Genomic DNA, 21,553 nt, shown 5'->3' with positions numbered 1-21,553 from the left:
CTCTGGAAGAGAAATCCCTTATGCATGACGTAGTGATCGCGGGCGGCGGCCCGGTCGGCCTGTTACTGGCCGGTGAGCTCGCCCTGTCCGGCTGTTCGGTCCTGGTGCTCGAGCGGGACCGGGAACCGAGCTCGCCGTTGAAGGCGCTCCCGCTCGGGCTGCGGGGTCTGACCGCTGGTTCGGTCGAGCTGTTCTACCGCCGTGGGCTGCTGAAAGCCGTGGCGAAGGCGTCCGGTGTCGACGCGGGGAAGGTCGGCGCGGACCCCGAAGCGATCGAGGCGCCCGCTCCCCGTGATCTGAGCCATTTCGCGGGCATGGCGCTCGACGCGGCCGGCATCGAGACATCCAGCCTTCCGTTCCGGCTGCCCAGCCCGGCGATGGAGGGCTTCATGACGAGCCTGGAAGCGGTCGGAGAGGTGCTGTCCGAGCGGTGCGCGGCGCTCGGTGCGGAGATCGTCCGTGGCGCTCCCGTCACGGCCGTGGCGCAGGACGACGCGGCCGTGGTGGTGACCGCCGGCGGGCGTGAGCACCGGGCGCGCTGGCTGGTGGGATGTGACGGCGGGCGCAGCGCGGTACGTGAGCTCGCGGGCTTCGACTTCGTCGGCACCGAGCCGCTGTTCACCGGCTACGTCGCAAAGGTCACCTTCGCCGACCCGGACCGGCTGCCCCTCGGGTTCAACCTGACACCGAACGGCATGTATCTGCGTACGCCGTTCGAAGGACACCTGGGCATGATGGACTTCGACGGCGGCGCCTTCGACCGCTCGCGGCCGCTGACCCGCGACCACCTCCAGACCGTCCTGCGCCGCGTCTCCGGCACCGACGTGACGCTGAACGAGGTCCATCTCGCGTCCAGCTTCACCGACCGCGCGATGCAGGTGACGACCTATCGCAAGGGCCGCGTACTGCTCGCCGGTGACGCCGCGCACATCCACTCCCCACTCGGCGGCCAGGGGCTCAACCTCGGCCTCGGTGACGCCGTCAACCTCGGCTGGAAGCTCGCGGCAACCGTGCACGGCTCCGCGCCGGATGGCCTGCTCGACACCTACACCGGCGAGCGCCACCCCATCGGCGCTTCGGTGCTCGACTGGTCACGCGCCCAGGTGGCGACCATGAAGCCGGGTCCCAACGCGGCCGCGCTGCGGCAGCTGGTCCGCGACCTGATCAGCACCCCCGACGGAACCACCCACGTCTACCGTGCGACATCGGGCCTGTTCAACCGCTACGACCTGGGCAGCGAGCAGCCGCTCGTCGGCCGCACCGCCCCGGACTTCCGCTTCGAGGACGGCACCCGCCTCGGCGACCTGCTGCGTCAGGGCCAGGGCGTCGCGGTCGACTTCAGCACCGACCGCGCACTCCGGACCGCGGCCAAGAGGTGGGAGGGCCGGATCCGGTACGCGGCCGGTCCGGTCCGCGACGACCTCGGGCTGAGGGCCGTACTGATCCGGCCTGACGGCGTCGTGGCCTGGGCGGGTGAACCCACCCCCGACAGCCGTGCGTTCGAACAGGCCGCCGCCCAGTGGTTCGGCACCCCGGACAACTAGAGCGACCGGCATCCCGTTCCTCATCGCCGAAGCGGCCGCGCCACACCAGCCGCGATACCCACCACCGAAGGACAACGACCATGACCACCGCCATCAACTCCACCTCCAACTCCGGGAGTTCGGACGCGAACGCCTTCGCGTGGGTCCGCACCTGGGGCGCCTCCCCGCAGGCACCGGACAACTCCGTCACCTCCATCGAACCCTTCGAGAACGCGACGCTGCGGCAGGTCGTCCGCGTCAGCGGCGGCGGATCCCGCATCCGCGTCCGCATCAGCAACGAGTACGGAACCGCACCACTGACCATCGGCGCCGCCCGTGTCGCCATCGCGGACCCCGACGGCGGGATCCGGAACGGAACCACCCGTGCGGTGACCTTCGGCGGCAATCCGACCACCACCGTCCCGGCGGGCGCGCCGATCCTCAGCGACCCCATCGATCTGCGTACCGCCGCGCTGTCGCGGCTGACGATCAGCCTCTACCTGCCCGGCCGAGTGGACACCGCCACCTGCCACGGGACCGTCCACGCGCTCGGCTGGATCATCCCCGGCGACGCGACCGCACTCGCGTCTCTGCCCGCGGACGCGACCCCCCTGCCGGCGCAAGCCCTGATCGCGGCCGTGGAGGTGCGGCCGGACGCACCGACCAAGGCCATCGCCGTCCTCGGTGACTCCCGCGTCGATGGGATCGGCTCCACCCCCGGCGCGGACCGGCGCTGGACCGACCTGCTCGCCGAGCGCCTCGCCGCCCGCGGCGGGCAGACGCGCTGCGTGGTCAACCAGGGCATCGGCGGCAACCGCATACTCGCCGACGGCATCGGCCCCGCCGCCCTCGCCCGCTTCGACCGCGACATCCTCGCCACGCCGGGCCTCGGCCACGTGGTGATCGCCGTGGGCAACGACCTCGTCTTCTCCTTCGCCCCCCACACCGAGGAGACCGCCGGGTTCCTCGCGATGTTCCCCGGCGCCCCCGTCACCGTGGACGACATCATCGCGGCCCACCTCCAACTGGCGGCCCGAACCCGCGCGCACGGCGCCAAGGCTCACGCCGCGACCATCGCTCCCTACGGCGGCACGGAGATGTACTCACCCGAGGGCGACAAGGCGCGCGAACACGTCAACTCATGGATGCGCACGAGCGGTGCCTTCGACGGGGTACTCGACTTCGACGCCGTCTGGCGCGACCCCGCCGACCCCACCCGCATCCGCGGCGACCTGCACATGGGCGACTACCTCCACGGCAACGACGCGGGCTACGCGGCCCTCGCGGAATCCATCGACCTTTCCCTCTTCGACTGATCCCGGCTGGAGTATCAGGCGCCCTGATTTCCTCATTGCGTGTCGGGAGCTTCCCGCTCGAGTGCTATATCGAGGTGGGCGGGTGCGGGGAGCGGAGCACCAGCAGGGTGATCTCGCTGGGGGCGAAGACCCGGAACGGCGGGCCCCAGAAGCCGGTGCCGCGGCTGGTGTAGAGGAGGGTGCGGGGGCCGTGGTGGCTGAGTCCGGCGAGGGCGGGCTGGTCGATGCGGACGAGGTGGTGGAAGGGCCAGATCTGGCCGCCGTGGGTGTGGCCGGAGAGTTGGAGGTCGATACCGGCGGCCGCTGCCCGGTCGATGAACTTGGGCTGGTGCGCCAGGAGCAGGACGGGTAGGTCGGGGTCGGCGCCGTCCAAGGCCCCGGCGAGGTGGGCGCGGTGGCCCGCCAGGCCGGAGGACTCGGCGGTGACGTCGTCCACGCCGGCCACCACGAGGGTGTCACCTCCGCGTTCGAGCAGCAGATGGCGGTTGCGCAGCGGCTCCCAGCCCAGCTGGTCCATCAGGTCGACCCAGCCCTGGGCCTCGCTGTAGTACTCGTGGTTGCCGGTGACGTACACCCGGGCCCGGGTGGCCCGCACGGTACCGAGTGGTGCGGCCTGGGCGCGGCGGCGTTCGGCCGTGCCGTCCGCGATGTCGCCGGTGTGGCAGACCAGGTCGGCTTCCAGAGTGTTCACCGTCTCGCATACCCGCGCCGACCAGCGGGTGCGATCGAGCGGGCCGTAGTGGGTGTCGGTGATGAGGGCGACGCGGATGCCGTCCAACCCGGGACCCAGCCGGGGGAGTCGCACGTCGAGTCGGCGCACGCGTGGCACACGGCGGGCCTCGGCGTACCCCCAGCCGAGCAGTACGGCGGTGGTGCCGAGGACGGCCCAGGTGACGATTCGGGCCCGGTCCTGGCTCTCGCCGACGCCGGCCACGGTCAGGGCGAGCCGCAACAGGACACCGAGCAGAACGGACCAGGTGAACAGAATCCAGCTGGCGCCCAGCAGGGTGTCGCCGACGATCGCCGCCCGATCCTGCTGGCGCCGCCCGTGGCCGCGCACCATCATGAGCGGCATACCGATGAGACCGAGGGCGAACAGGGCGGTGCCGACCAGCGTGACGGGCAGCGGCCAGTGCTGGCCGGTGTGCAGGAGCACCCAGCACGGCACGGCCCACAGCAGCACGGGGGCGATCAGGGGGATGTAGCCCATCAGGCGGCGCAGTCGGCTCTGCCGCGGCGCCTGCGCTTCACCCTCGGCGGGCCGGATGTCGCTGGTGTCGGTCACGCTTCCCCTCCCTGAGGACTTCCCTCTCGCGCACTGTATCCGGTCACCTTGGGCCGGCCGGACCGGCGTTCATGGGCACGGCCTCCAGGGCTGAGCTCGGCGATCAGGCACCCGTCCACCCCGTGCGGCGCAGCCAGTCCTCGAAGGTCATCAAGTCGGGGTGCAGGCGGCGCAGGAGCGTGATGTCCCGGTCGCGGGTGCGGAGGTCCCGGTCGGCGAAGAACTGGAACATCGCCACGTAGTCGTGGCCGAAGTCGGGGAGGGCGGCGCGCAGTTCGTCGTGCGGCATCGGGGCGTAGGCGCTGGGGATGCCCGTGACCCGCGCGAAGGCGGCGGCGATCTCGTCGCCGGTGAGGCTGTCGCCGATCACCGCGAGGTCGCGGGCGCCCCAGGACTGCCAGTTGTCGAACATGTGGCCGGTGAACCAGGCGATGTCGTCGAGGGCGATGAGCGGATAGTGGGCAGCGCCGAGCGGAAGCCTGAAGGTCAAGCCTCCCCGGCCATCCGGTTGGGGGGTGAGGCGGTACCGCAGGTTCTCGAAGTACGGCGCCGTGGTCAGCACCGACACGTGGTTGGTGTACCAGCCGTCGGTCTCCTCGCGGAGCATTTCCTCCGACCGCATCAGGTCGATGTGGGCGGCGACGGCGGCCTTGCTGTCGAAGTGCGGTACGGGGTGGCCGGTCAGGGACACCGCGCTGTCCAACGAGGACCAGATGAAACGCTCCACGCCGGCGGCCTCCGCGGCGGCCAGCAGGTCCAGTCCCTGGCGGTATTCCCCCACGGCGCTGCCCGTGGCGAAGAAGTCGGTGTTGGCGAACACCCGGTCCACCCCCTCGACCAGGGCGTCGACGGCCACCGTGGCGGAGCCGACCAGTTCGATGCGGCCGGGCGCGGTGGCGGCGAGTTCGGTGGCGTGGGCGGACTCCGGGGCGCGGGTGGGGACGGTGATGGCGGCGTCGGTGGTGGTGAGCAGGCGTTGGATGACGTGGCGGCCCATCGCCCCGGTGCCGCCGACGACGAGGATGTGGGTCATGGCTTCCTTCCCTGGTGGGCGAGGACGTGCCCGGCCGCTTGATCGCTGACGCCATGCGGTCCCCTCCCTCGGTAGCTCCCTCCGGGGACGCTAGTGAGGCGCCGGGTACCTCCAGGTTCCTGGCGGCGGGTTACCGTCGGGGGGTGCGTGCGTATTCCGGCAGCGTCTTCCTCTCCGACTGTCCGGCCAGGTTGGCGATCGAGATCATCGCCGACAAGTGGGCCGTGGTCGTGCTGTTCGCGTTGAGCCGGGAACCGTGCCGGCACGGCGAACTGGTGGATCTGATCGGCGGGATCTCGCGGAAGGTCCTTACCCAGACGCTGCGGCGGTTGCAGGGGTACGGCCTGGTCGACCGCCACGCCGAGGGCGGAAGGGTCGAGTACGTGCTGACCGACTTGGGCCGGACGCTGGTGGAGCCGATCGCCGTGTTGACCGAGTGGGCCCATGTGCACGGCGGGGCCGTGGTGGAGTTCCAGGAGTCCCAAGCGGACCAGGCCATCGGGTCGGTGGCCCGCGGGGACGTCACCACGGTCGTCATGGGTGACATGGGTGACAGTGGACGCGACCGGGCGTAGGTTACGAGGACGTTCGGGGTCGTATTCCACCGCGGTGCGGCTTCCTAGTGCATGCGGATCACCACGTAGGTCTCGCCGTCTCTCGGCGGCCGCGTCCAGGAGCGGGTGGCGAACGTGTGCAGCCGGCCGTTCACGATGGCGTGACGCGGCAGACGGGCGCCGAACTCCCCGGTCAGCGCCTCCAGCAGCGACCGTTCCGCCTCGGCGCTGTCCTCCGTGTCACCGAAGAACCTGCTCGGGTCCAGCGCTCGCGGTAGCTCCCCGCTTGAGCGGACCTCTCCGTCGGCGTACGTGAACGCGTACTCCTCGACGCCGTCCCGCGCCACCGAAAGGTGGAAGAACGGCTCCCCGTGCCAAGACCTCAGACCGCTCCACACCACCACCGCGCGCGTACCCGCGCTGGCGGCCGCGGCCGGCGAGACGAACCGCCGCCGGTCGAACGGAGCGGGATCGCCGTCGAAGGCGAAGCTCCAGCCGGTGCCGGCCCGGCCGACCGCCATGAGAGCCCTGTCGCCGTAGGACGAGAACTCCCTCTGGTTGTCCAGAGACCTGTCGCGCGCCTCCCAGAACGTCATGGGTTCGGTCAGCACGGTGCCGTCCGCGTCCGCGAGACGGCCGGGCAACTCCTTCGGCTCCACGCCTTCCACCAGGACGAACCGGTAGGAGGTGCGGTTGTTGCCCGGGTCTGGCTCCGCGAGCCACTCCAGGCCGTTCGTGTCGAGCCCGGCCGCCGGGGCCGGTGCCTCGCCGACCTGCCCGCCCCTGGGAGTGGACAGCAGCTCGCGGCCCCGCTCCGGAGTCAGCAGCGGCCCGAGCACGGGGTCCGCCACCCACCCCAGCGGCGCCAGGTGGTCCGGTCCCAGCGGCTCCCACAAGGGCAGAGCATGTATCAGTGTCCGCCACGCCCCGTCGGTGTCTCCCCACCGCGCCAGCTCCCGCGCCCGCTCGACCGCCTTCCCGAACGGTCCGGCCGCCGTGTACCGGTACGTGCCCTTCCGCACCTGATCCAGCGTCGCGTAAGCCAGTGACACCAAGTCGTCATCGGCGCTTCGCAGATGGAACGTCAGCGTGGAGTCGTCCCGGTAGGAGTGCGCCGCGTGCTCGGCGACCAGCGGTGGCAGCAGCTCGGGAGCGTACCGCCGGTCCGTCACCAGTCCCTCGAAGTACACCGTGGAGGTCTGGCCGAGCAGGCGGCGTATCTGGTCGCCCAGCCCGGCGGCCCGGGGTCTGCCGTACTCCTTGGCCTCCTCCAGCGCCGCCCCGGCCCGTTCCCATCCGCCGCGCAGCGCCTCCAGCCGGGCCTGGTCCACCTGGGCGTCCAGCTCTCGCGTCGTATCGTTGGCGAACACCGACTCCTCGTCGCCCGGTTGGGCCCGCAGGCTGTGGAACTCCCGGTACATGTCCCGCATGAACGCGAGGAAGCCGGCGTGCCGCTCGGGCGGCGCGGCCCGCCAACTCGCCCATGTGTACACGGCCCACTCACCGTCCTCGTCCACGTCCTCGGGATCCAGGAGGACGTGGGTGACGTCGGACTCCACATCGAGCTGTAGCCCGCGCCGCCAGATGTCCGACTCCCTCCGCTCCTCGGCCCCGGCATCCTCGTCCAGGTACTCCTCGAACATGTCAGCCAGGCCCGACTCGTTGTCGTGCCAGTGCGCGTCCTCGGTCCCCGCCAGCAGCCACACGAACTCGCCCGCATGCCGCCACCCGTCGCTGACCTCGAGGAACTCCCGGTACGACGGGGGCATCCGCCGGCCCAGGCGCTCTTCCATGGCCGCGATCCGCTCCTCGGACGCGGGCGGGAACCCCAGCCACCGCGACTGCCGGGCCGCCTCGTCGTCCTCGCTCCGCGCCTCGCCGTCCGGCAGGGAATCCGCCCACTCCCCGCTCCACCTGAGCAGGAAGGACCGCCAGTCGAATGCCATGGTGTCCGTCATGCACCCGAGACTGCCACCGGCCACTGACAACGCTCCGCTGCTCGCTGCGGCCAGCGCCTCGTTGGTCTGTCCGTGCCAGGCGGATTCCCCAGCAGTTGAACCGGTGCGGAGTCCAGGGATGCACGTCAGCGCGGCTGGCTCCCGGCCCTTCCGCGGGCGGGGAAGGGGCTGCCCAGCTGGCGAGGAGCCGCAGGTGCTCTTCCGAGGCGGGGCCGACTTCGGGTGGCGCGGTCGTTTGACGCCGTCGTGGCGGCTGCGCACGTTGCGGGCGGCCCACAGGGTGCGGAGCTCGGGGCTGAGCGTGGACAGCTCGCCGACGAAGAAGCGCTGGGCGCCGGGGTCGAGGAAGTGGTAGCGGGCGAAGTTGACGCGGCCGTGGTCGGCGGTGGTGGGGCTAGTCCGTGCTGACTCCGGCGAGAACGGCGACCTCTTCGCTTCGCAGCCCCGGCACCCGGCGCCGGCCCCTGATGGGCAGCCCGCTTGTGCCTGTCCGGAGACAATCGTGGATTGCAAGGTCAGTAAGTCGGATAGCCTGGGAAAATGTTGACCGAAGTCACCGCGATCCGGTATGTCACGCCCTTGCGTGAGGGCGGATCGCTGCCGGGCATCGTCGAGGCCGACGATCTGGGCACCTATGTCATGAAGTTCACCGGCGCCGGGCAGGGCCGCAAGACCCTTGTCGCCGAGGTCGTCTGCGGTCAGCTGGGCAGCCGGCTGGGGCTGCGGGTGCCGGATCTGGTGCGGATCCAGCTGGATCCGGTGATCGGTCTGAGCGAACCGGACCAGGAGGTGCAGGAGCTGCTCAAGGCCAGTGGCGGGCTCAACCTCGGCATGGACTACCTCCCGGGGTCGCTCGGCTTCGATCCGCTCGCCTTCGAGGTGGGCGCGGAGGAGGCCGGGCGGGTCGTGTGGTTCGACGCGCTCATCGGCAATGTGGACCGCTCCTGGCGCAACCCCAACATGCTGGTCTGGCACGGGCGGCTGTGGCTCATCGACCACGGCGCCACGATGATCTGGCACCACGGCTGGCGCGGGCTGGACAAGGCCGCCACCAAGCCGTACGACGCCTCCGACCACGTCCTCGCGCCGTTCGCGCCGGACATCGCCGCGGCCGGCCGGGCGCTCGCGCCGCGGATCACCGAGGAACTGCTCACCGAGGTGGTGGCGGACGTCCCCGACGAATGGCTGACCGACGAGCCGGGCTTCGACGGCCCGGACGCGGTGCGCCGCGCCTATGTCGAGGTGCTGCTGGAGCGGGCGGCCACGGTGGAACAGCGGATCACGCTCGGGGCGCGGGCCGGTGAGGCGCCGTCCAAGGCTCCCGAGTGGCTGCGGGTGTGGGTCGACGGAAAGGCGTCGCGGTGAGCGGGTTCCACAACGGCCGGGATGTCTTCGAGTACGCCGTGCTGCGGGTCGTCCCCCGGGTCGAGCGGGGTGAGCAGATCAACGCGGGTGTGGTCGTCTACTGCCGCGCCACGTCCTTCGTGGCGGCCCGGGTCCATCTGGACGAGGACCGGCTGCGCGCACTGGACCCCACGGCGGACGTGCCCGCGGTACGGGCCGCGCTGCGTGCGGTGGAGTGTGTCTGCGGCGGCGGAGAACGTGCCGGTCAGGCGGCCGGGGACGACGCGGGACGGCGCTTCCGCTGGCTTGTGGCGCCGCGCTCCACGGTCGTCCAGCCGGGGCCGGTGCACACGGGTCTGACGGCGGACGCGGAGGCGGAGGTCGAGCGGTTGCTCGACCTGCTGGTGCGGTGACGCATCGGCTCAAAGGGCGTGGAGGTGAGCGACCACATACGGGTGGTCGTTGACAGGCGGTGGCGGGCCTCATAGCGTCTCGTGCGCAGGAGAGACTAAGCGGTTGCTCACTCCCGGGGCCGGGACGGTGAGCCGCCATCGATGCGAGGGAGAGCCCGCATATGTCCACCACCGAGCAGCGCGTTGCCATCGTGACGGGCGCGGCCCGCGGTATCGGCGCGGAGACCGCCGTGCGCCTGGCCGAGGAGGGCCGCGTCGTCGCCGTGCTCGACCTCGACGAGGGGGCCTGTGCGGCCACCGTGGAGAAGATCACCGAGGCGGGCGGCAAGGCCATCGCCGTGGGCTGCGATGTGTCGGACGCCGAGCAGGTCGAAGCCGCCGTCGCGCGTGTCGCCGAGGAGCTCGGCGCGCCGACGATCCTGGTCAACAACGCGGGTGTGCTCCGCGACAATCTGCTGTTCAAGATGAGCGAGTCCGACTGGGACACCGTGCTGAACGTGCATCTGCGGGGCGCGTTCCTGATGTCGCGCGCCTGCCAGAAGCACATGGTGGACGCGGGCTTCGGCCGGATCGTCAACCTCTCGAGCAGCTCGGCGCTGGGCAACCGCGGCCAGGTCAACTACTCGGCGGCCAAGGCAGGCATGCAGGGCTTCACCAAGACCCTCGCCATCGAGCTCGGCAAGTTCGGCGTCACCGCCAACGCCGTGGCGCCCGGCTTCATCGCCACCGACATGACCGCCGCGACCGCCGAGCGCGTCGGCATGGGCTTCGAGGACTTCCAGAAGGCGGCCGCGAGCCAGATCCCGGTGCAGCGCGTCGGGGAGCCCGCCGACATCGCCAACGCGATCGCCTTCTTCACCGGTGAGGCGGCCGGTTTCGTCTCCGGCCAGGTCCTGTACGTGGCCGGCGGCCCGCTCAACTGATCAGGAGTCACGCACCACATGACCGAGCAGATACAGGACAGCGGCAGGGCCGCGCTCATCACCGGGGCGAGCCGGGGGATCGGCTACGCCATCGCCGAGGCCATGGTGGCCCGCGGTGACAAGGTGTGCATCACCGGGCGCAACGAGGACGCGCTGAAGGAGGCCGTGGAGCGGCTCGGGGCCGACCGGGCGATCTACGTCGCCGGAAAGGCCCATGACCAGGCGCACCAGGCGGCCGCCGTCGAGCGGACGATGGAGGCGTTCGGCCGGGTCGACCACCTGGTGAACAACGCCGGCACCAACCCGGTCTACTCGCCCATCGCCGATCTCGACCTCGATGTCATCCGTAAGGTCTTCGAGACCAATGTCGTCTCGGCGCTGGGCTTCGCGCAGCGGACCTGGAAGGCCTGGCAGCGGGAGAACGGCGGCACGATCGTCAACATCGCCTCGCTCGCCGGGATGTCGTCCTCACCGTTCATCGCGGCGTACGGCGTCAGCAAGGCCGCCATGATCAACCTCACGGTGCAGCTCGCCCAGGAGTTCGCCCCGCGGGTCCGGGTCAACGCCATCTCCCCGGCGGTGGTGAAGACCAAGTTCGCCACCGCCCTGTACGAGGGACGGGAGGACGAGGCCGCCGCGGCCTATCCGCTGAAGCGGCTCGGCGTGCCGGAGGACATCGGGGGCGCGGCCGCGTTCCTCACCTCCGACCAGTCGGCGTGGATCACCGGCCAGACGCTCGTGGTGGACGGTGGCATCCTCCTGGGCGCCGGGCTCGGCTGACCGCAGGGCTCGGCCGACCGGCGCCCGGTCCGGGCCCGCGCCCGCCCCGGTCCGGGCCCGTGCCCGCCCCGGTCCGGGCCCGTGCCACCTTGGTCCGGGCCCGCGCCGCCGAAGTGGCCCGGGCGCGTGTGAGGCGTTGTCAGTGGCCGCCGGTAGGTTCTGTGTCCGTAGGACGGAAACACCGACCGGAGGTTGAAGACGTGCCCGATGTGCTGCCCGAGTCCTGGCGCGGGGTCCTCGGCGAGGAGCTGGAGAAGCCCTATTTCAAGGAGCTCACCGAGTTCGTCGAGGAGGAGCGGGCCAAGGGGCCGGTGTACCCGCCGCGCGAGGAGGTGTTCGCCGCCCTGGAGGCCACGCCGTTCGACCAGGTGAAGGTGCTCGTCCTCGGGCAGGACCCGTACCACGGCGAGGGCCAGGGCCACGGTCTGTGCTTCTCGGTGCGGCCGGGCGTCAAGACCCCGCCCTCGCTGCGGAACATCTTCAAGGAGATGAAGGAGGAGCTCGGCCACCCGGTGCCCGACAACGGCTATCTGATGCCCTGGGCCGAGCAGGGCGTGCTGCTGCTCAACGCGGTGCTGACGGTCCGGGGCGGCGAGGCCAACTCCCACAAGAGCAAGGGGTGGGAGAAGTTCACCGACGCGGTGATCCGCGCGGTGGCCTCGCGCCCCGATCCGGCCGTCTTCGTCCTCTGGGGGAACTACGCCCAGAAGAAGCTGCCGCTCATCGACGCGTCGCGGCACGCGGTGGTGAAGGGGGCGCACCCGTCCCCGCTGTCGGCGAAGAAGTTCTTCGGGTCGCGCCCCTTCAGCCAGATCGACGAGGCGGTCAAGGCCCAGGGTCACACCCCGATCGACTGGCGGATCCCGGATCTCGGCGCCTGACCGGGGCTAGAGCGTGTAGTCGAAGCTGTAGGGGATCTCGGACTCCCCCTGGACGGCGGAGAAGGTGCCCGACCCGGTGAGCCCGGTCAGCTCACCGGTGCCGGATCCGGGCACCACCTCGAAGGCGCAGTGGACAGTGGCGTCCTCGCCCCAGTGGGCGTGCTGCACCACGACGAAGCTGCCCGCGCGCCCGTCGAGGGTGCCGGTCAGCAGCTCGTAGCCGCAGCAGACGCCGGTCTTGTCGGGCAGATAGGTGATGGCGTACTGGCAGCTGGTCCGCGGTGCCTCGATACCGCCCGAGAAGGCGTTCGTGACCACGGCCCGGGCCAGCTTGGCGCCGCCCTCGGTCTCCTCGAGGGCCGTCTCCTGCCAGTCGGCGTAGGTGAAGTGGCCGGTGGTGTGCGTGGTCATGGTGGGTCCTTTCCGGGGCCGGGATCGGCTGTGGACCTCACTCTGGCCGCCGTACCTGACATCTTCTGTCAGGTACGGCGGCCACAATGGACCGCATGCGCGCCGACCGCCTTCTCTCACTGCTCCTGCTGCTACAGAACCGGGGCCGGATGACCGCGCCCGAACTCGCCGCCGAGCTGGAGGTCTCGGTGCGCACCGTCTACCGCGACGTGGAGGCGCTGAGCGCGTCCGGGGTGCCGGTCTACGCCGACCGGGGCCCGACCGGGGGCTTTCGGCTGCTCGACGGCTATCGCACCCGGCTGACCGGGCTCACCGGCGACGAGGCCGACTCGCTCTTCCTCGCCGGGATGCCGGGCCCGGCCGCCGAGCTGGGCCTGGGCGCCGACCTCACCACGGCCCAGCTCAAGCTGCGGGCGGCGCTCCCGGCCGAGCTGGGCGAGCGCTCCCGCCGCATCCAGGAGCGCTTCCACCTCGACGCGCCGGGCTGGTTCCGGGACGCCGAGCCGGTGCCTCACCTGGCGGCGGCGGCCGCGGCGGTATGGGAGCGGCGGATCCTGCGGGTGCACTACCGCCGCTGGCGCGGCGAGGTGCGACGCGAGCTGTGCCCGCTGGGCCTCGTGCTCAAGGGCGGCATCTGGTACCTGGTGGCGCGGGTCGAGGACTCCGTGCGCAGCTACCGGGTGTCGCGGATCCTCGACGCCGAGGTGCTGGCGGAGGTCTTCGAGCGGCCCGCCGGATTCGACCTCGCCGCCTCCTGGGCGGAGTCGTCCCGCCGGCTGGAGTCCATGCGCTTCCAGGGCGAGGCCGAGCTGCTGCTCTCCGAGCGCGGGGTGAAGCTGCTCCCGATGCAGTTCGGGGCGGTGGGCGCGGATGCGGTGGCCGCGGCGGGCCCGCCCGACGACGACGGGCGACGGCGTGTCGTCCTCCCCGTGGAGTCGCTGCCGGTCGCGGTCCACGACATGCTGCGGCTGGGCACCGACGCCGAGGTGCTGGGCCCGCCCGAGCTGCGGTCGGCCGTCGCCCGCGCCGTGACCGAGCTGGCCCGCCGCTACGGCGCGCCGGACGACACCCTCTTCAAGGCCCCGCCGCGCCACGACACGCCGAACGGCGCGGGCGCGAACGGCTAGGGTCTGTCGTCAAAGGGGCGCCCGGCCGCGAGCAGGGCGCTCCCTTTGACGACAGGCCCTGGCGTCGTCCGAAGGACGGGAGGCGGCGATGGCGGAAGCTCGGCACCAGACGCCGGACGGCGAGGCCGTACTGACCCGGATCGGGCAGGCGGTCATGCTGCACCGGGGCGGCGACCGGGAGGAGGCGCGCAATCGCCTCGCCGCGCTGTGGCGGGAGATCGAACGGGACGGCGCCCCCTTCCACCGCTGCGCCCTCGCCCACTATCTCGCCGACACCCAGGACGATCCGCTCGACGAGCTGATCTGGGACCTGCGGGCGCTCGCCGCCGCCGACGGACTCACCGGGGCCCTGGCGCCGCGGGCTTTCCTGCCCTCCCTCCACCTCAACGTGGCCGCGGGCCACCTGAAGCTGGGCCAGGAGGAGGCGGCCCGTGGCCAGCTGGCGCTGGCGCGCGAAGCCGCCGGCGCGCTCGGCGAGGATCCGTACGATCCGTACGGCGACGGGGTGCGGGCGGCCATCCTGCGGCTGACGCTGGTCCTGGAGGGCGCCGTCGAGGACTGAGGGCCCGGCTGCGCGGCCTCCGTCGGCTCCTCCCAGCGGTCGGGCTATGCCGCCTCCGTCGGCTCCTCCCAGCGGTCGATGCCGCCTCCGTCGGCTCCTCCCAGCGGCCGGGCTATGCCGCCTCCGCCAGCTCCTCCCAGCGGTCGGCGAGCGCCTTCAGCTCGACGACGAACCGTTCGCGTTCCGTCTCGTCGAAGGACTCCAGGAGGATCTTGTCGAGCCTGCGCGCCCGGTGGTTCGCGTCCTGAAGGGCCTCTTTGCCCGCGTCGGTCAGGTAGAGCAGTTTGCGACGGCCGTCGGCGGCCGCTGTTTTCCGCGCGAGCAGCCCACGGTTCTCCAGCCGGCGAGCCACATCCGCCATCGTGGAGGTGTCCAGGGCGACGGCGGCGGCCATGGAACGCTGGTCCTGGCCGGGGTGGGCCTCCACCGTCTGCAACACCGCGAACTGGGGGCCGGTGAGGACTGGGTCCACCTCCCGCGCCCACGCGGCGAGATACGCCTGGTAGAGACGGCGGACCTGATAGCCGGGCGCGGCTGTCAGGGCAGTGGGGGCCTCCGGCCCGGTTGGGGCGGGCGGGGTGGGATCAGTCATGGAACCTACTTAAGCACGCACGGTTGACGCCGAGGGACATCGGGGCGGACGCCGGCGCCGCTCCCGGCGCAGGGGCCGGAGACCTGGCCGCCGAGCAGGCTCCCGGCGCCGGGCACGACGGGCGGCAGCCCGAGCTCCGTCAGGATGCGGAACGCGGTGGAGGTGGCCGCCGACAGCACGGGCAGCCCCGCCTCGTCCTCGACGGGCTGGATCGACGCCAGCGACGGCATCTGCACACAGGCCGACAGCACCAGTGCGTCGGCCCTGCCCAGGTTCAGGCGGCGCCAGTGGTCACGTAGATCGGCCGGGTCCAGGCGGGCCACCGCCAGGTTGTCCGGAACTTCGAGGCTGAGCGCGTCGACCACCTCGATCCCGGCGTCCTCGGTGTAGTCGACCACCTTGGCGGTGAGCTCCTTCATATACGGCGTGATGATCGCGACCCGGCGGGCGTCGAGCGCCTCGATGCCGCTGAGCAGCGCGCCGGCGCTGGAGACCACGGGCGCCCGGGAGCCCTCGGACCGCAGCGCGGAGGCGATGTCGGCCTCCGCCGCACAGTGGTGGCCCGGCCCCTGCGCCATGATGGCGACCAGGCAGGCGGTGGCGACGACATCGGGCCGCGCGTCGGCCAGTTCGAGGGCGGCCCGCTCGGTCTGCGCGTTCATATCGCGCAGTTCGTCCGGGGTGACGTGCTTCATCCGCATCCGGCTGGTGTGGAAGACGAAGCGGTCGTCGGGCGCGATGGACGCCCGCGCGTCGAGCATCCGGGGAAGCTCGGTCTCCATCGTCAGGTTGGAGCTGGGCACGATCAGCCCGATGTGATGGTCTGCCATGGGGTTGGTCCTCCGAAACGGGGCGGTGGGCACCGGTCAGGCGGCCGGGGAGAGGATGGTCCGGAGCGCGTCGCGGAGCGTCGCGGTGGCGATCGCCGGGGCGTCCCAGAAGATCATGTGACCGGCGCCGGGGATCGTGTGCAGCGGTGCCGGCGGATTGCGCTCGGCGGCCTCCCGCGCCCCTTCCGCCGTCACGACGGGGCTGTCGGCTCCGTGGAGCAGATGGGCCGGTCCGGGCACCCGGGGCCACCAGTCGAAGAAGTCCTCGTGCTCGAAGCCGTGGTGCGTGGCCACGATGGCCTCCTCTGCGCAGCTGGACAGCCAGCGGGCCCGCAGTTCCTGCTCCCGCCGGGGCCAGGTGGGCCAGGAGGCGGCCACCTCGTCGGCGTCCGTTCCGCGCCGGGCTTCGGCGAGCTGCCGCAGGAACACCTCCAGGGTCGTGGGGTAGGGGCCGCGATCCGGACCGCTCATCGGCGGATCGGCCAGCACGGTGCCGCGCAGGGGCACCTTGGCACGCACCGCGACGGCCGCCGCGATCCGCGCGCCCATGGAGTGGCCGAGGAGCAGCGGACGGTCGAGGCCGAGCTGGGTGATGAGGGCTTCGGTGTCCTCGGCGTACTCCGCCAGCCCGTAGCCGTCGCCCTCGTCCGAAAGACCCCGGCCGCGCACGTCCAGCACCACCGGCCTGACCAGATCGGTCAGTTCGCGTGCCACGAAGTCCATGGTGACCGCGGGACTGGTGATACCGGGCAGGACGACCAGCGGCGGCAGGTCGCCGCCGTAGTCCAGGGCGTGCAGCCGCACCTCCCCGGAGCGTGCCCACCGGCTCGTGGCCGGCACATCGGCCAGATCGGCGAGCGCGTTCTGCTGGACCGAACGCCGTGTCATGTGCTGTCTCCTCGTCGGTGGGAACGCCGGGCCGCGTCAGGAGCCGCTGGGGCGGGAACGGAGCTGATGTAGCCGACGGCGTCCTCGAGGGTGACGACGTCGCCGTACTTGGCCTGGATGTCGAAGAGGGCCGCGTCCGCGGGCCCCTCGGCCCGGTCGCCCACGCAGGCACGGGGCACCAGCACCGGGAAGCCCGACTGGACGGCGTCGACCACGGTGGCCCGCACACAGCCGCTGGTGGTGGCGCCGCACACCACGACGGTGTCGCGGCCGAGACCGGTCAGGGTGGCGGCGAGCCCCGTGCCGAAGAAGGCCGAGGCCCCCTTCTTCACCACCAGGTGATCGTGTTCCGGCCGCATGGGCAGCCGCGGGTCGACGGCCACCGCATCACTGCCCTCGACCAGTGCGCGCATGCCCGGAGCCTTGCGCAGCCAGGCCACCGCGTCACCGGACGCCTCGGCCTCGGTGTAGGCGATCGCGGTGAAGATCACCGGCACCTCCACCGGCCGGGCCGCCTCGATCAGGCGTGTGGTGGCCGCCACGACCTCGGAGAGGTCGGCACCCGAGGGATACGAGTCCTCGGTGAAACCCCGGGTCAGGTCCACCACGACGATCGCCGGACGGCTGCCGCGCCGCACCGCTCCACCGAAGCCGGCCCGCCGGTAGGTGCGGTTGGTGGTGGCGCCGTACAGTCCGCCGCTCATCGGCGCCTCCCCAGCAGCCAGCCGGGCACGAACCCGAGCAGGAAGGCGCCCGCGACCGGGCCGTACTTCTTCAGCAGCGGGCCCGCGATCAGCACCATTCCGTTGAGCTCACCGGGCGCCTCGGCGGGTGCGCCGACCGCGGGAGCGGACGCGGCGGGCGCGGTGCCGGAGACGGGGGGCGCCGCCGCGCCGTCCCGCTGGAGGAGCAGGTTGCCGAGGTTCTGGGCGAACTGCTGGAGGATCCTGTCGGACACCGCCCCGATGGCCCCCTTGCCGAACTGGGCGATCTTGCCCCGGATCACCAGGTCGGTGGAGAGGTTCAGCTGCGCGCCGCCCTCGGCCGGGACGACCTCCAGGGAGACCTCGGCCTCGGCGTCGCCGCTGCCGTGGGTGTCGGCGCCGCTGGCGTGGACACGCAGCCTCCGCTTTTCGGCGTCGACCTCCAGGAAGCGCACGGTGCCGGCGTAGGCGGCCGAGATCGGGCCCACCTTGATCTTGACGGTGCCGCGCCAGGCGTCGCCGTCACGGCCTTCGAGGGCGGCGCCTGGCATACAGGACGCCACTCGTTGGACGTCTTCGAGCAGCGCGAACACCGCGTCGGGCTCGGCTGGGACGGAAACGGTATTGATCAGTTGCATGATTCCTCCTCGGCGCCCATGGCCCGCTGGGAGCGCCGGGCGGTCGCGCAGGCGTCGATCGCCTCGACGATGGTCTGGTAGCCGGTGCACCGGCACAGGTTCGCGGCGACGACCTCCCGGATGTCCTCCTTGGTCGCCTCCGGCCGCTCCGCGAGGAAGCCCTGGGCCAGCATCAGGAAGCCGGGGGTGCAGAAGCCGCACTGGAGGCCGTGGTGGGCGGTGAAGGCCCGCTGGAGATCGCTGAGCTCGCCGGTGCCGGGGTCGGCGAGGGATTCGACGGTGGTGATCCGCGCTCCCTCCGCCTGGGCGGCGAACATCAGACAGGCCCGGACCGGGAGCCCGTCGACGAGCACGGTGCAGGCGCCGCAGATCCCGTGCTCGCAGCCGACGTGGGTGCCGGTCAGCCGCAGATCGTGGCGGAGCACATCCACCAGGGTGCGGCGCGGTGCCGTGATCACCTCGTAGGGCGTGCCGTTGACGTCGAGCGTGATGAGCTGGACGTCGTCGCCCAGGCCGGTGGTGTCGTTCATGGTGTCTGCTCCGGTGTGCGGGGGATCAGGGCACGGTGGACCGTCTCCGGTGTGATGGGCGTGTCGTCCAGCTCGACGCCGGTGAGCCGCAGCGCGTCGTTGACGGCGTTGAGTACGGCGGCGGGGGCCCCGATGGTGCCGCCCTCCCCGGCGCCCTTGGCTCCCGTCGCGGTGAAGGCGCAAGGGGTCTGAAGATGGTGGATCACCACCTCCGGGATCTCGTGGGCGGTGGGCACCTTGTAGTCCATGAAGCTGGTGGCCGACGGCTCGCCCTGGGCGTCGTAGGTGATCTGCTCGAAGAGCGCCCCCGAGATGCCCTGTGCGATGCCGCCCCGGCACTGCCCCTCCACCACCTGCGGATTGACGGCGACACCGCAGTCCTCGACGCAGAAGTAGGCCAGGATCTCCACCTGCCCGGTGCCCTCGTGCAGTTCCACCACCACCCCGTGGGTGGCGTTGGAGAAGGTGCCGTCGTTGTGGACGTCGAAGACGGCGGTGGCGGTCAGGCCCGGGTCGATGTCCTTGGGCAGCAGATGCGACTTGAGATAGGCGGTGTCGGCCAGCCGCTCGTAGGTGAGTGCGACATCCGGGTCGTCGCGCCGGCGGACCCGGCCCCGGTCCAGTTCGGTGTCCTCCGGGGGGATGCCCCACTCGGCGGCGGCGATGGCGCGGAGCTTGTCGCCGAGCCTGCCCGCCGCCAGACGTACGGCGCTGCCGCCGACCGCGATCGAGCGGCTGGCGAAGGTGCCCCAGCCGTAGGTGATGCGGTCGGTGTCGCCCTGGTGGAGCTTGACCTTGGCGATGTCGAGCCCGAGCGTATCGGCGACGATCTGCGCCATGGTCGTCTCATGGCTCTGCCCGTGGCTGATGGTGCCGGTGGTGGCGGTGACCGCGCCGCTGGTGTCCATGCGGACCTCGGCGAGGTCGAACCCGGGCACGACCTCCATCTTGCGCTGGGCGAAGGCGGCGGAGCCGTAGCCGGTGCGCTCGCTGAAGCAGCTGTAGCCGATCCCGATGTGCCTCCCCTCGGCCGTGGCCGTGGCCTGCCGGTCGTACCAGCCCGCCTCGCGCAGGACCCGCTCGCACAGGTCGAGGGATTCCAGATATGAGCCGGGGTCGTAGGTGATGTTGTTGACGCCGGTGTACGGGAAGTCGGTGATGACGTTGCGGCGCCTGATCTCCACCGGGTCCAGGCGCAGTTCGCGGGCGGCGCGTTCCATCAGCCGCTCCATGGCCATGACGTAACTCGGGCGGCTCACGCCCCGGTAGGGGGCGGTCGGCGCCTTGTTGGTGGTGATGGCCCGGCCGCGCACCCGGTAGGCGGGGACCTTGTAGACGCCGGGCATCTCGGCGGAGGCCATCAGCGGCTCGATACCGGCGGTGAACGGATAGCAGGAGTAGGCGCCCATGTCGCACACCACGTCCGCGTCGAGGCCGAGGATCCGGCCGTCGGCGTCGAAGGCGGCGCGTGCGGTGTAGTGCTGTTCCCGGGCGAGGAACGAGGCGGACAGGGCGTCCTTGCGGTCCTCGATCCACTTGACGGGCCGGCCGAGCCGCAGCGCGGCCGCCGCGGTGGCGATCTCCTCACGGCCGACCACGCACTTGAGACCGAAGCCACCACCCATGTCCGGGACGATCACGCGCACCGCGCGCTCGTCCAGCCGCAGACAGCGGGAGGCCGCGGTCCGCACCTGATGCGGGGTCTGGGTGCAGGTGTGCAGGACGAGCTGCTCCTCCCGGGCGTCCCACTGCGCCACCGCGCCACGCGTCTCCAGCGGCAGGGCGTTCTGCCGGCCGGTTCGCACATCGACGTGGACCACGCAGGGAGCCTGGTCGAAGATCTCGTCGATGCCCTCGGTGGCGAACAGGCCGACGTCGACCAGGGTGTTCGCGGCGGCCTCCGCATGCACCCGCGGAGCGCCGGGGGCCAGGGCCTGTTCCTCGCAGGTGATGGGCGGCAGGGGCGCGTACGTCACCTTGGCGGCCTCCAGACCGTCCTCGGCGAGGTAGGGGTCGCGGGCGACGACCACGGCGACCGGCTCGCCGACGTAGCGCACCCGGTCGCGGGCGAGGACGGGCATGGCGGTCGGCACGAACTCCGAGAGCGGGCGGCCGAGTCGGGCGGTGATATCACCCAGCTCCAGGTCGGCGGCGGTGAACGCGGCGACGACCCCCGGGACCTGACGCACCCCGGTCAGATCGATCTCGCTGATCGTCCCATGGGCGACCGTGCTGCGGACGAACTGCGCGTGCAACATGCCGGGCAGCTCGATGTCGTCGACGAAACGGCCGCGCCCGGACAGCAGCCGGGGGTCCTCGCGGCGCGCCACCGACCTGCCGACCAGCCGGTCGTCCTTGGCGGACGTCATCGTGAGATCGCCTCCTCACAGGCTCGCTCGATCAGATTGCGGACGAGGTGCTTGCGGTAGTCGCCGCTGCCGTGTCCGTCACTGGGCGGATCCACGGCGGCGGCCGCCGCCTCCGCGATGGCCCGGAACGAGCCGCCGGCCGCCAGCACGGCCTCCGCCTCGGGCACCCGTACCGGCATCGCGGCGACACCGCCCAGAGCCACCCGGCCGCCGAGGACGTCCTCGCCCTCGGTGGCCAGATCGACCGCGGCGGAGACGATGGCGAAGTCCCCGCGACGCTCGGCGAACTCGGTGAGCGCCGCATGCGGCGCGGGGCCGGGGAAGACGATCTCCACGAGGATCTCGTCGGGTTCCAGGGCGGTGGTGTAGTAGCCGAAGAAGAACTCACCGGCCGGGATGCGCCGCCGCCCGCGCGGGCCGTGGGCCAGGAACTCGGCGTCGAGCAGCACCGCCAGCAGACACCACTCGGCGGTCGAGTCGGCGTGCGCGATGCTGCCGCCCACGGTGCCGCGGGTCCGGATCGGCAGATGCCCGATCCACCGCATGGCATCGCGGACGACCTCGAAACCCGCCCCGAGCCGGTCCGCGGGCGCGGTCTCCACCGTGTGATGGGTGGTGAGCGCCCCGATGTGCAGCGCGCCGTCGGCCCCGACGCCGAGGTGGTCGAGTTCGCGCAGGCCGGCGATGTCGACCAGATGCCCCGGGCGGGCCAGCCGGAAGTTCATCATCGCGACCAGGCTCTGGCCACCGGCGATGACCTTGGCCTCGTCGGACAGTTCGGCCAGGAGTGCCGTGGCGCCCTCGACATCGCGCGCTCGGTGGTACTGGAAGGGAGCGGGCTTCATGTTTCTCCTGTCGTTTGCGAAGGCCGACCCGGGCGGTCGGGGCGGGC

General features: G+C 71.8%; 22 protein-coding genes. 10 read left to right on the top strand and 12 right to left on the bottom strand.

Annotation, left to right across the window (positions count from 1 at the left end):
* The first annotated feature begins 20 nt into the window (after positions 1 to 20).
* Both ABD329_RS20625 and ABD329_RS20620 read left to right on the top strand, forming a co-directional pair.
* Positions 21 to 1,544 (top strand): FAD-dependent oxidoreductase, encoded by a 1,524-nt coding sequence (locus ABD329_RS20625; protein WP_198275689.1) that lies wholly within the window; start codon positions 21 to 23, stop codon positions 1,542 to 1,544.
* Positions 1,545 to 1,624: 80 nt separating this feature from the next.
* On the top strand, positions 1,625 to 2,839 hold the full coding sequence (locus tag ABD329_RS20620; RefSeq protein WP_198275688.1) for an SGNH/GDSL hydrolase family protein: 1,215 nt from the start codon (positions 1,625 to 1,627) through the stop codon (positions 2,837 to 2,839).
* Positions 2,840 to 2,903: 64 nt separating this feature from the next.
* Here ABD329_RS20620 and ABD329_RS20615 read toward each other — a convergent pair whose 3' ends face one another.
* Positions 2,904 to 4,124 (bottom strand): metallophosphoesterase, encoded by a 1,221-nt coding sequence (locus tag ABD329_RS20615; protein ID WP_198275687.1) that lies wholly within the window; start codon positions 4,122 to 4,124, stop codon positions 2,904 to 2,906.
* Positions 4,125 to 4,227: 103 nt separating this feature from the next.
* Positions 4,228 to 5,157, bottom strand: a complete 930-nt coding sequence (locus ABD329_RS20610; protein ID WP_198275686.1) for an NmrA family NAD(P)-binding protein — start codon at positions 5,155 to 5,157, stop codon at positions 4,228 to 4,230.
* A 143-nt stretch (positions 5,158 to 5,300) separates the two neighbouring features.
* On the opposite strand from ABD329_RS20610, the gene ABD329_RS20605 reads away from it, so the two are divergent.
* On the top strand, positions 5,301 to 5,732 hold the full coding sequence (locus tag ABD329_RS20605; RefSeq protein WP_309142636.1) for a winged helix-turn-helix transcriptional regulator: 432 nt from the start codon (positions 5,301 to 5,303) through the stop codon (positions 5,730 to 5,732).
* Positions 5,733 to 5,776: 44 nt separating this feature from the next.
* On the opposite strand, the gene ABD329_RS20600 is transcribed toward ABD329_RS20605, so the two are convergent.
* Positions 5,777 to 7,669 carry an SMI1/KNR4 family protein gene (locus ABD329_RS20600; protein WP_198275685.1) on the bottom strand — a complete coding sequence of 631 codons (1,893 nt, stop codon included), beginning with the start codon at positions 7,667 to 7,669 and terminating at the stop codon, positions 5,777 to 5,779.
* Between the two features lie 540 nt (positions 7,670 to 8,209).
* On the opposite strand from ABD329_RS20600, the gene ABD329_RS20595 reads away from it, so the two are divergent.
* The 5 genes from ABD329_RS20595 to ABD329_RS20575 all read left to right on the top strand — a co-directional run bounded on the left by ABD329_RS20595 (position 8,210) and on the right by ABD329_RS20575 (position 12,010).
* Entirely contained in the window at positions 8,210 to 9,034 is an 825-nt protein-coding gene (locus tag ABD329_RS20595; RefSeq protein ID WP_198275684.1) for a HipA family kinase, read from the top strand.
* Positions 9,031 to 9,426 (top strand): DUF3037 domain-containing protein, encoded by a 396-nt coding sequence (locus ABD329_RS20590; RefSeq protein WP_198275683.1) that lies wholly within the window; start codon positions 9,031 to 9,033, stop codon positions 9,424 to 9,426. The genes ABD329_RS20595 and ABD329_RS20590 overlap by 4 nt, the downstream gene beginning before the upstream one ends.
* Positions 9,427 to 9,587: 161 nt before the next feature.
* Positions 9,588 to 10,349, top strand: coding sequence for a 3-oxoacyl-ACP reductase FabG (fabG, locus tag ABD329_RS20585; protein ID WP_198275682.1), 762 nt, complete (start codon positions 9,588 to 9,590; stop codon positions 10,347 to 10,349).
* A gap of 18 nt (positions 10,350 to 10,367) precedes the next feature.
* Positions 10,368 to 11,129 (top strand): SDR family oxidoreductase, encoded by a 762-nt coding sequence (locus ABD329_RS20580; protein WP_198275681.1) that lies wholly within the window; start codon positions 10,368 to 10,370, stop codon positions 11,127 to 11,129.
* Positions 11,130 to 11,329: 200 nt separating this feature from the next.
* Positions 11,330 to 12,010: a uracil-DNA glycosylase gene (locus ABD329_RS20575; protein WP_198275680.1), complete on the top strand. Its 681-nt coding sequence runs from the start codon at positions 11,330 to 11,332 to the stop codon at positions 12,008 to 12,010.
* A gap of 6 nt (positions 12,011 to 12,016) precedes the next feature.
* On the opposite strand, the gene ABD329_RS20570 is transcribed toward ABD329_RS20575, so the two are convergent.
* Positions 12,017 to 12,421 (bottom strand): DUF3224 domain-containing protein, encoded by a 405-nt coding sequence (locus tag ABD329_RS20570; RefSeq protein WP_198275679.1) that lies wholly within the window; start codon positions 12,419 to 12,421, stop codon positions 12,017 to 12,019.
* Positions 12,422 to 12,516: 95 nt separating this feature from the next.
* On the opposite strand from ABD329_RS20570, the gene ABD329_RS20565 reads away from it, so the two are divergent.
* Positions 12,517 to 13,548 (top strand): helix-turn-helix transcriptional regulator, encoded by a 1,032-nt coding sequence (locus tag ABD329_RS20565; protein ID WP_486388700.1) that lies wholly within the window; start codon positions 12,517 to 12,519, stop codon positions 13,546 to 13,548.
* Between the two features lie 88 nt (positions 13,549 to 13,636).
* Complete coding sequence (locus ABD329_RS20560; RefSeq protein WP_198275677.1) at positions 13,637 to 14,110, top strand: hypothetical protein; 474 nt, start codon at positions 13,637 to 13,639, stop codon at positions 14,108 to 14,110.
* Positions 14,111 to 14,222: 112 nt separating this feature from the next.
* Here ABD329_RS20560 and ABD329_RS20555 read toward each other — a convergent pair whose 3' ends face one another.
* From ABD329_RS20555 to ABD329_RS20520, 8 genes are read right to left on the bottom strand one after another with little or no spacing between them, the layout of a single operon-like run.
* Positions 14,223 to 14,702 (bottom strand): MarR family winged helix-turn-helix transcriptional regulator, encoded by a 480-nt coding sequence (locus tag ABD329_RS20555; RefSeq protein ID WP_344316728.1) that lies wholly within the window; start codon positions 14,700 to 14,702, stop codon positions 14,223 to 14,225.
* Positions 14,703 to 14,707: 5 nt separating this feature from the next.
* Positions 14,708 to 15,532, bottom strand: coding sequence for a maleate cis-trans isomerase family protein (locus tag ABD329_RS20550; RefSeq protein ID WP_281404695.1), 825 nt, complete (start codon positions 15,530 to 15,532; stop codon positions 14,708 to 14,710).
* 36 nt (positions 15,533 to 15,568) lie between these two features.
* Positions 15,569 to 16,420 (bottom strand): alpha/beta fold hydrolase, encoded by an 852-nt coding sequence (locus ABD329_RS20545; protein ID WP_198280168.1) that lies wholly within the window; start codon positions 16,418 to 16,420, stop codon positions 15,569 to 15,571.
* On the bottom strand, positions 16,417 to 17,124 hold the full coding sequence (locus tag ABD329_RS20540; RefSeq protein ID WP_198280167.1) for an isochorismatase family protein: 708 nt from the start codon (positions 17,122 to 17,124) through the stop codon (positions 16,417 to 16,419). The genes ABD329_RS20545 and ABD329_RS20540 overlap by 4 nt, the downstream gene beginning before the upstream one ends.
* On the bottom strand, positions 17,121 to 17,762 hold the full coding sequence (locus ABD329_RS20535; protein ID WP_198280166.1) for an SRPBCC family protein: 642 nt from the start codon (positions 17,760 to 17,762) through the stop codon (positions 17,121 to 17,123). Before ABD329_RS20535 ends, ABD329_RS20540 begins: the two co-directional genes overlap by 4 nt.
* Positions 17,753 to 18,292: a (2Fe-2S)-binding protein gene (locus ABD329_RS20530; RefSeq protein ID WP_198280165.1), complete on the bottom strand. Its 540-nt coding sequence runs from the start codon at positions 18,290 to 18,292 to the stop codon at positions 17,753 to 17,755. The genes ABD329_RS20535 and ABD329_RS20530 overlap by 10 nt, the downstream gene beginning before the upstream one ends.
* Positions 18,289 to 20,661 (bottom strand): xanthine dehydrogenase family protein molybdopterin-binding subunit, encoded by a 2,373-nt coding sequence (locus ABD329_RS20525; RefSeq protein ID WP_198280164.1) that lies wholly within the window; start codon positions 20,659 to 20,661, stop codon positions 18,289 to 18,291. Before ABD329_RS20525 ends, ABD329_RS20530 begins: the two co-directional genes overlap by 4 nt.
* The gene (locus ABD329_RS20520) at positions 20,658 to 21,506 is read right to left on the bottom strand and encodes an FAD binding domain-containing protein (RefSeq protein WP_344316727.1); all 849 of its coding nucleotides are present in this window, start codon (positions 21,504 to 21,506) and stop codon (positions 20,658 to 20,660) included. Before ABD329_RS20520 ends, ABD329_RS20525 begins: the two co-directional genes overlap by 4 nt.
* Positions 21,507 to 21,553: the final 47 nt, after the last annotated feature.

This window comes from Streptomyces javensis, assembly GCF_039525925.1.
In the GTDB taxonomy this organism is placed as follows: domain Bacteria; phylum Actinomycetota; class Actinomycetes; order Streptomycetales; family Streptomycetaceae; genus Streptomyces; species Streptomyces asiaticus.
This window is presented reverse-complemented; position numbering and strand designations above follow the sequence as displayed.

What these genes read in the sequence shown, in the direction of transcription:
- ABD329_RS20625 (WP_198275689.1), top strand. Translation starts at nt 21, where the DNA reads ATGCATGACGTAGTGATCGCGGGCGGCGGCCCGGTCGGCCTGTTACTG.
- ABD329_RS20620 (WP_198275688.1), top strand. Translation starts at nt 1,625, where the DNA reads ATGACCACCGCCATCAACTCCACCTCCAACTCCGGGAGTTCGGACGCG.
- ABD329_RS20610 (WP_198275686.1), bottom strand. Translation starts at nt 5,157, where the DNA reads ATGACCCACATCCTCGTCGTCGGCGGCACCGGGGCGATGGGCCGCCAC.
- ABD329_RS20600 (WP_198275685.1), bottom strand. Translation starts at nt 7,669, where the DNA reads ATGACGGACACCATGGCATTCGACTGGCGGTCCTTCCTGCTCAGGTGG.
- ABD329_RS20595 (WP_198275684.1), top strand. Translation starts at nt 8,210, where the DNA reads ATGTTGACCGAAGTCACCGCGATCCGGTATGTCACGCCCTTGCGTGAG.
- fabG (WP_198275682.1), top strand. Translation starts at nt 9,588, where the DNA reads ATGTCCACCACCGAGCAGCGCGTTGCCATCGTGACGGGCGCGGCCCGC.
- ABD329_RS20580 (WP_198275681.1), top strand. Translation starts at nt 10,368, where the DNA reads ATGACCGAGCAGATACAGGACAGCGGCAGGGCCGCGCTCATCACCGGG.
- ABD329_RS20570 (WP_198275679.1), bottom strand. Translation starts at nt 12,421, where the DNA reads ATGACCACGCACACCACCGGCCACTTCACCTACGCCGACTGGCAGGAG.
- ABD329_RS20565 (WP_486388700.1), top strand. Translation starts at nt 12,517, where the DNA reads ATGCGCGCCGACCGCCTTCTCTCACTGCTCCTGCTGCTACAGAACCGG.
- ABD329_RS20560 (WP_198275677.1), top strand. Translation starts at nt 13,637, where the DNA reads ATGGCGGAAGCTCGGCACCAGACGCCGGACGGCGAGGCCGTACTGACC.
- ABD329_RS20555 (WP_344316728.1), bottom strand. Translation starts at nt 14,702, where the DNA reads ATGACTGATCCCACCCCGCCCGCCCCAACCGGGCCGGAGGCCCCCACT.
- ABD329_RS20550 (WP_281404695.1), bottom strand. Translation starts at nt 15,532, where the DNA reads ATGGCAGACCATCACATCGGGCTGATCGTGCCCAGCTCCAACCTGACG.
- ABD329_RS20545 (WP_198280168.1), bottom strand. Translation starts at nt 16,420, where the DNA reads ATGACACGGCGTTCGGTCCAGCAGAACGCGCTCGCCGATCTGGCCGAT.
- ABD329_RS20540 (WP_198280167.1), bottom strand. Translation starts at nt 17,124, where the DNA reads ATGAGCGGCGGACTGTACGGCGCCACCACCAACCGCACCTACCGGCGG.
- ABD329_RS20535 (WP_198280166.1), bottom strand. Translation starts at nt 17,762, where the DNA reads ATGCAACTGATCAATACCGTTTCCGTCCCAGCCGAGCCCGACGCGGTG.
- ABD329_RS20530 (WP_198280165.1), bottom strand. Translation starts at nt 18,292, where the DNA reads ATGAACGACACCACCGGCCTGGGCGACGACGTCCAGCTCATCACGCTC.
- ABD329_RS20525 (WP_198280164.1), bottom strand. Translation starts at nt 20,661, where the DNA reads ATGACGTCCGCCAAGGACGACCGGCTGGTCGGCAGGTCGGTGGCGCGC.
- ABD329_RS20520 (WP_344316727.1), bottom strand. Translation starts at nt 21,506, where the DNA reads ATGAAGCCCGCTCCCTTCCAGTACCACCGAGCGCGCGATGTCGAGGGC.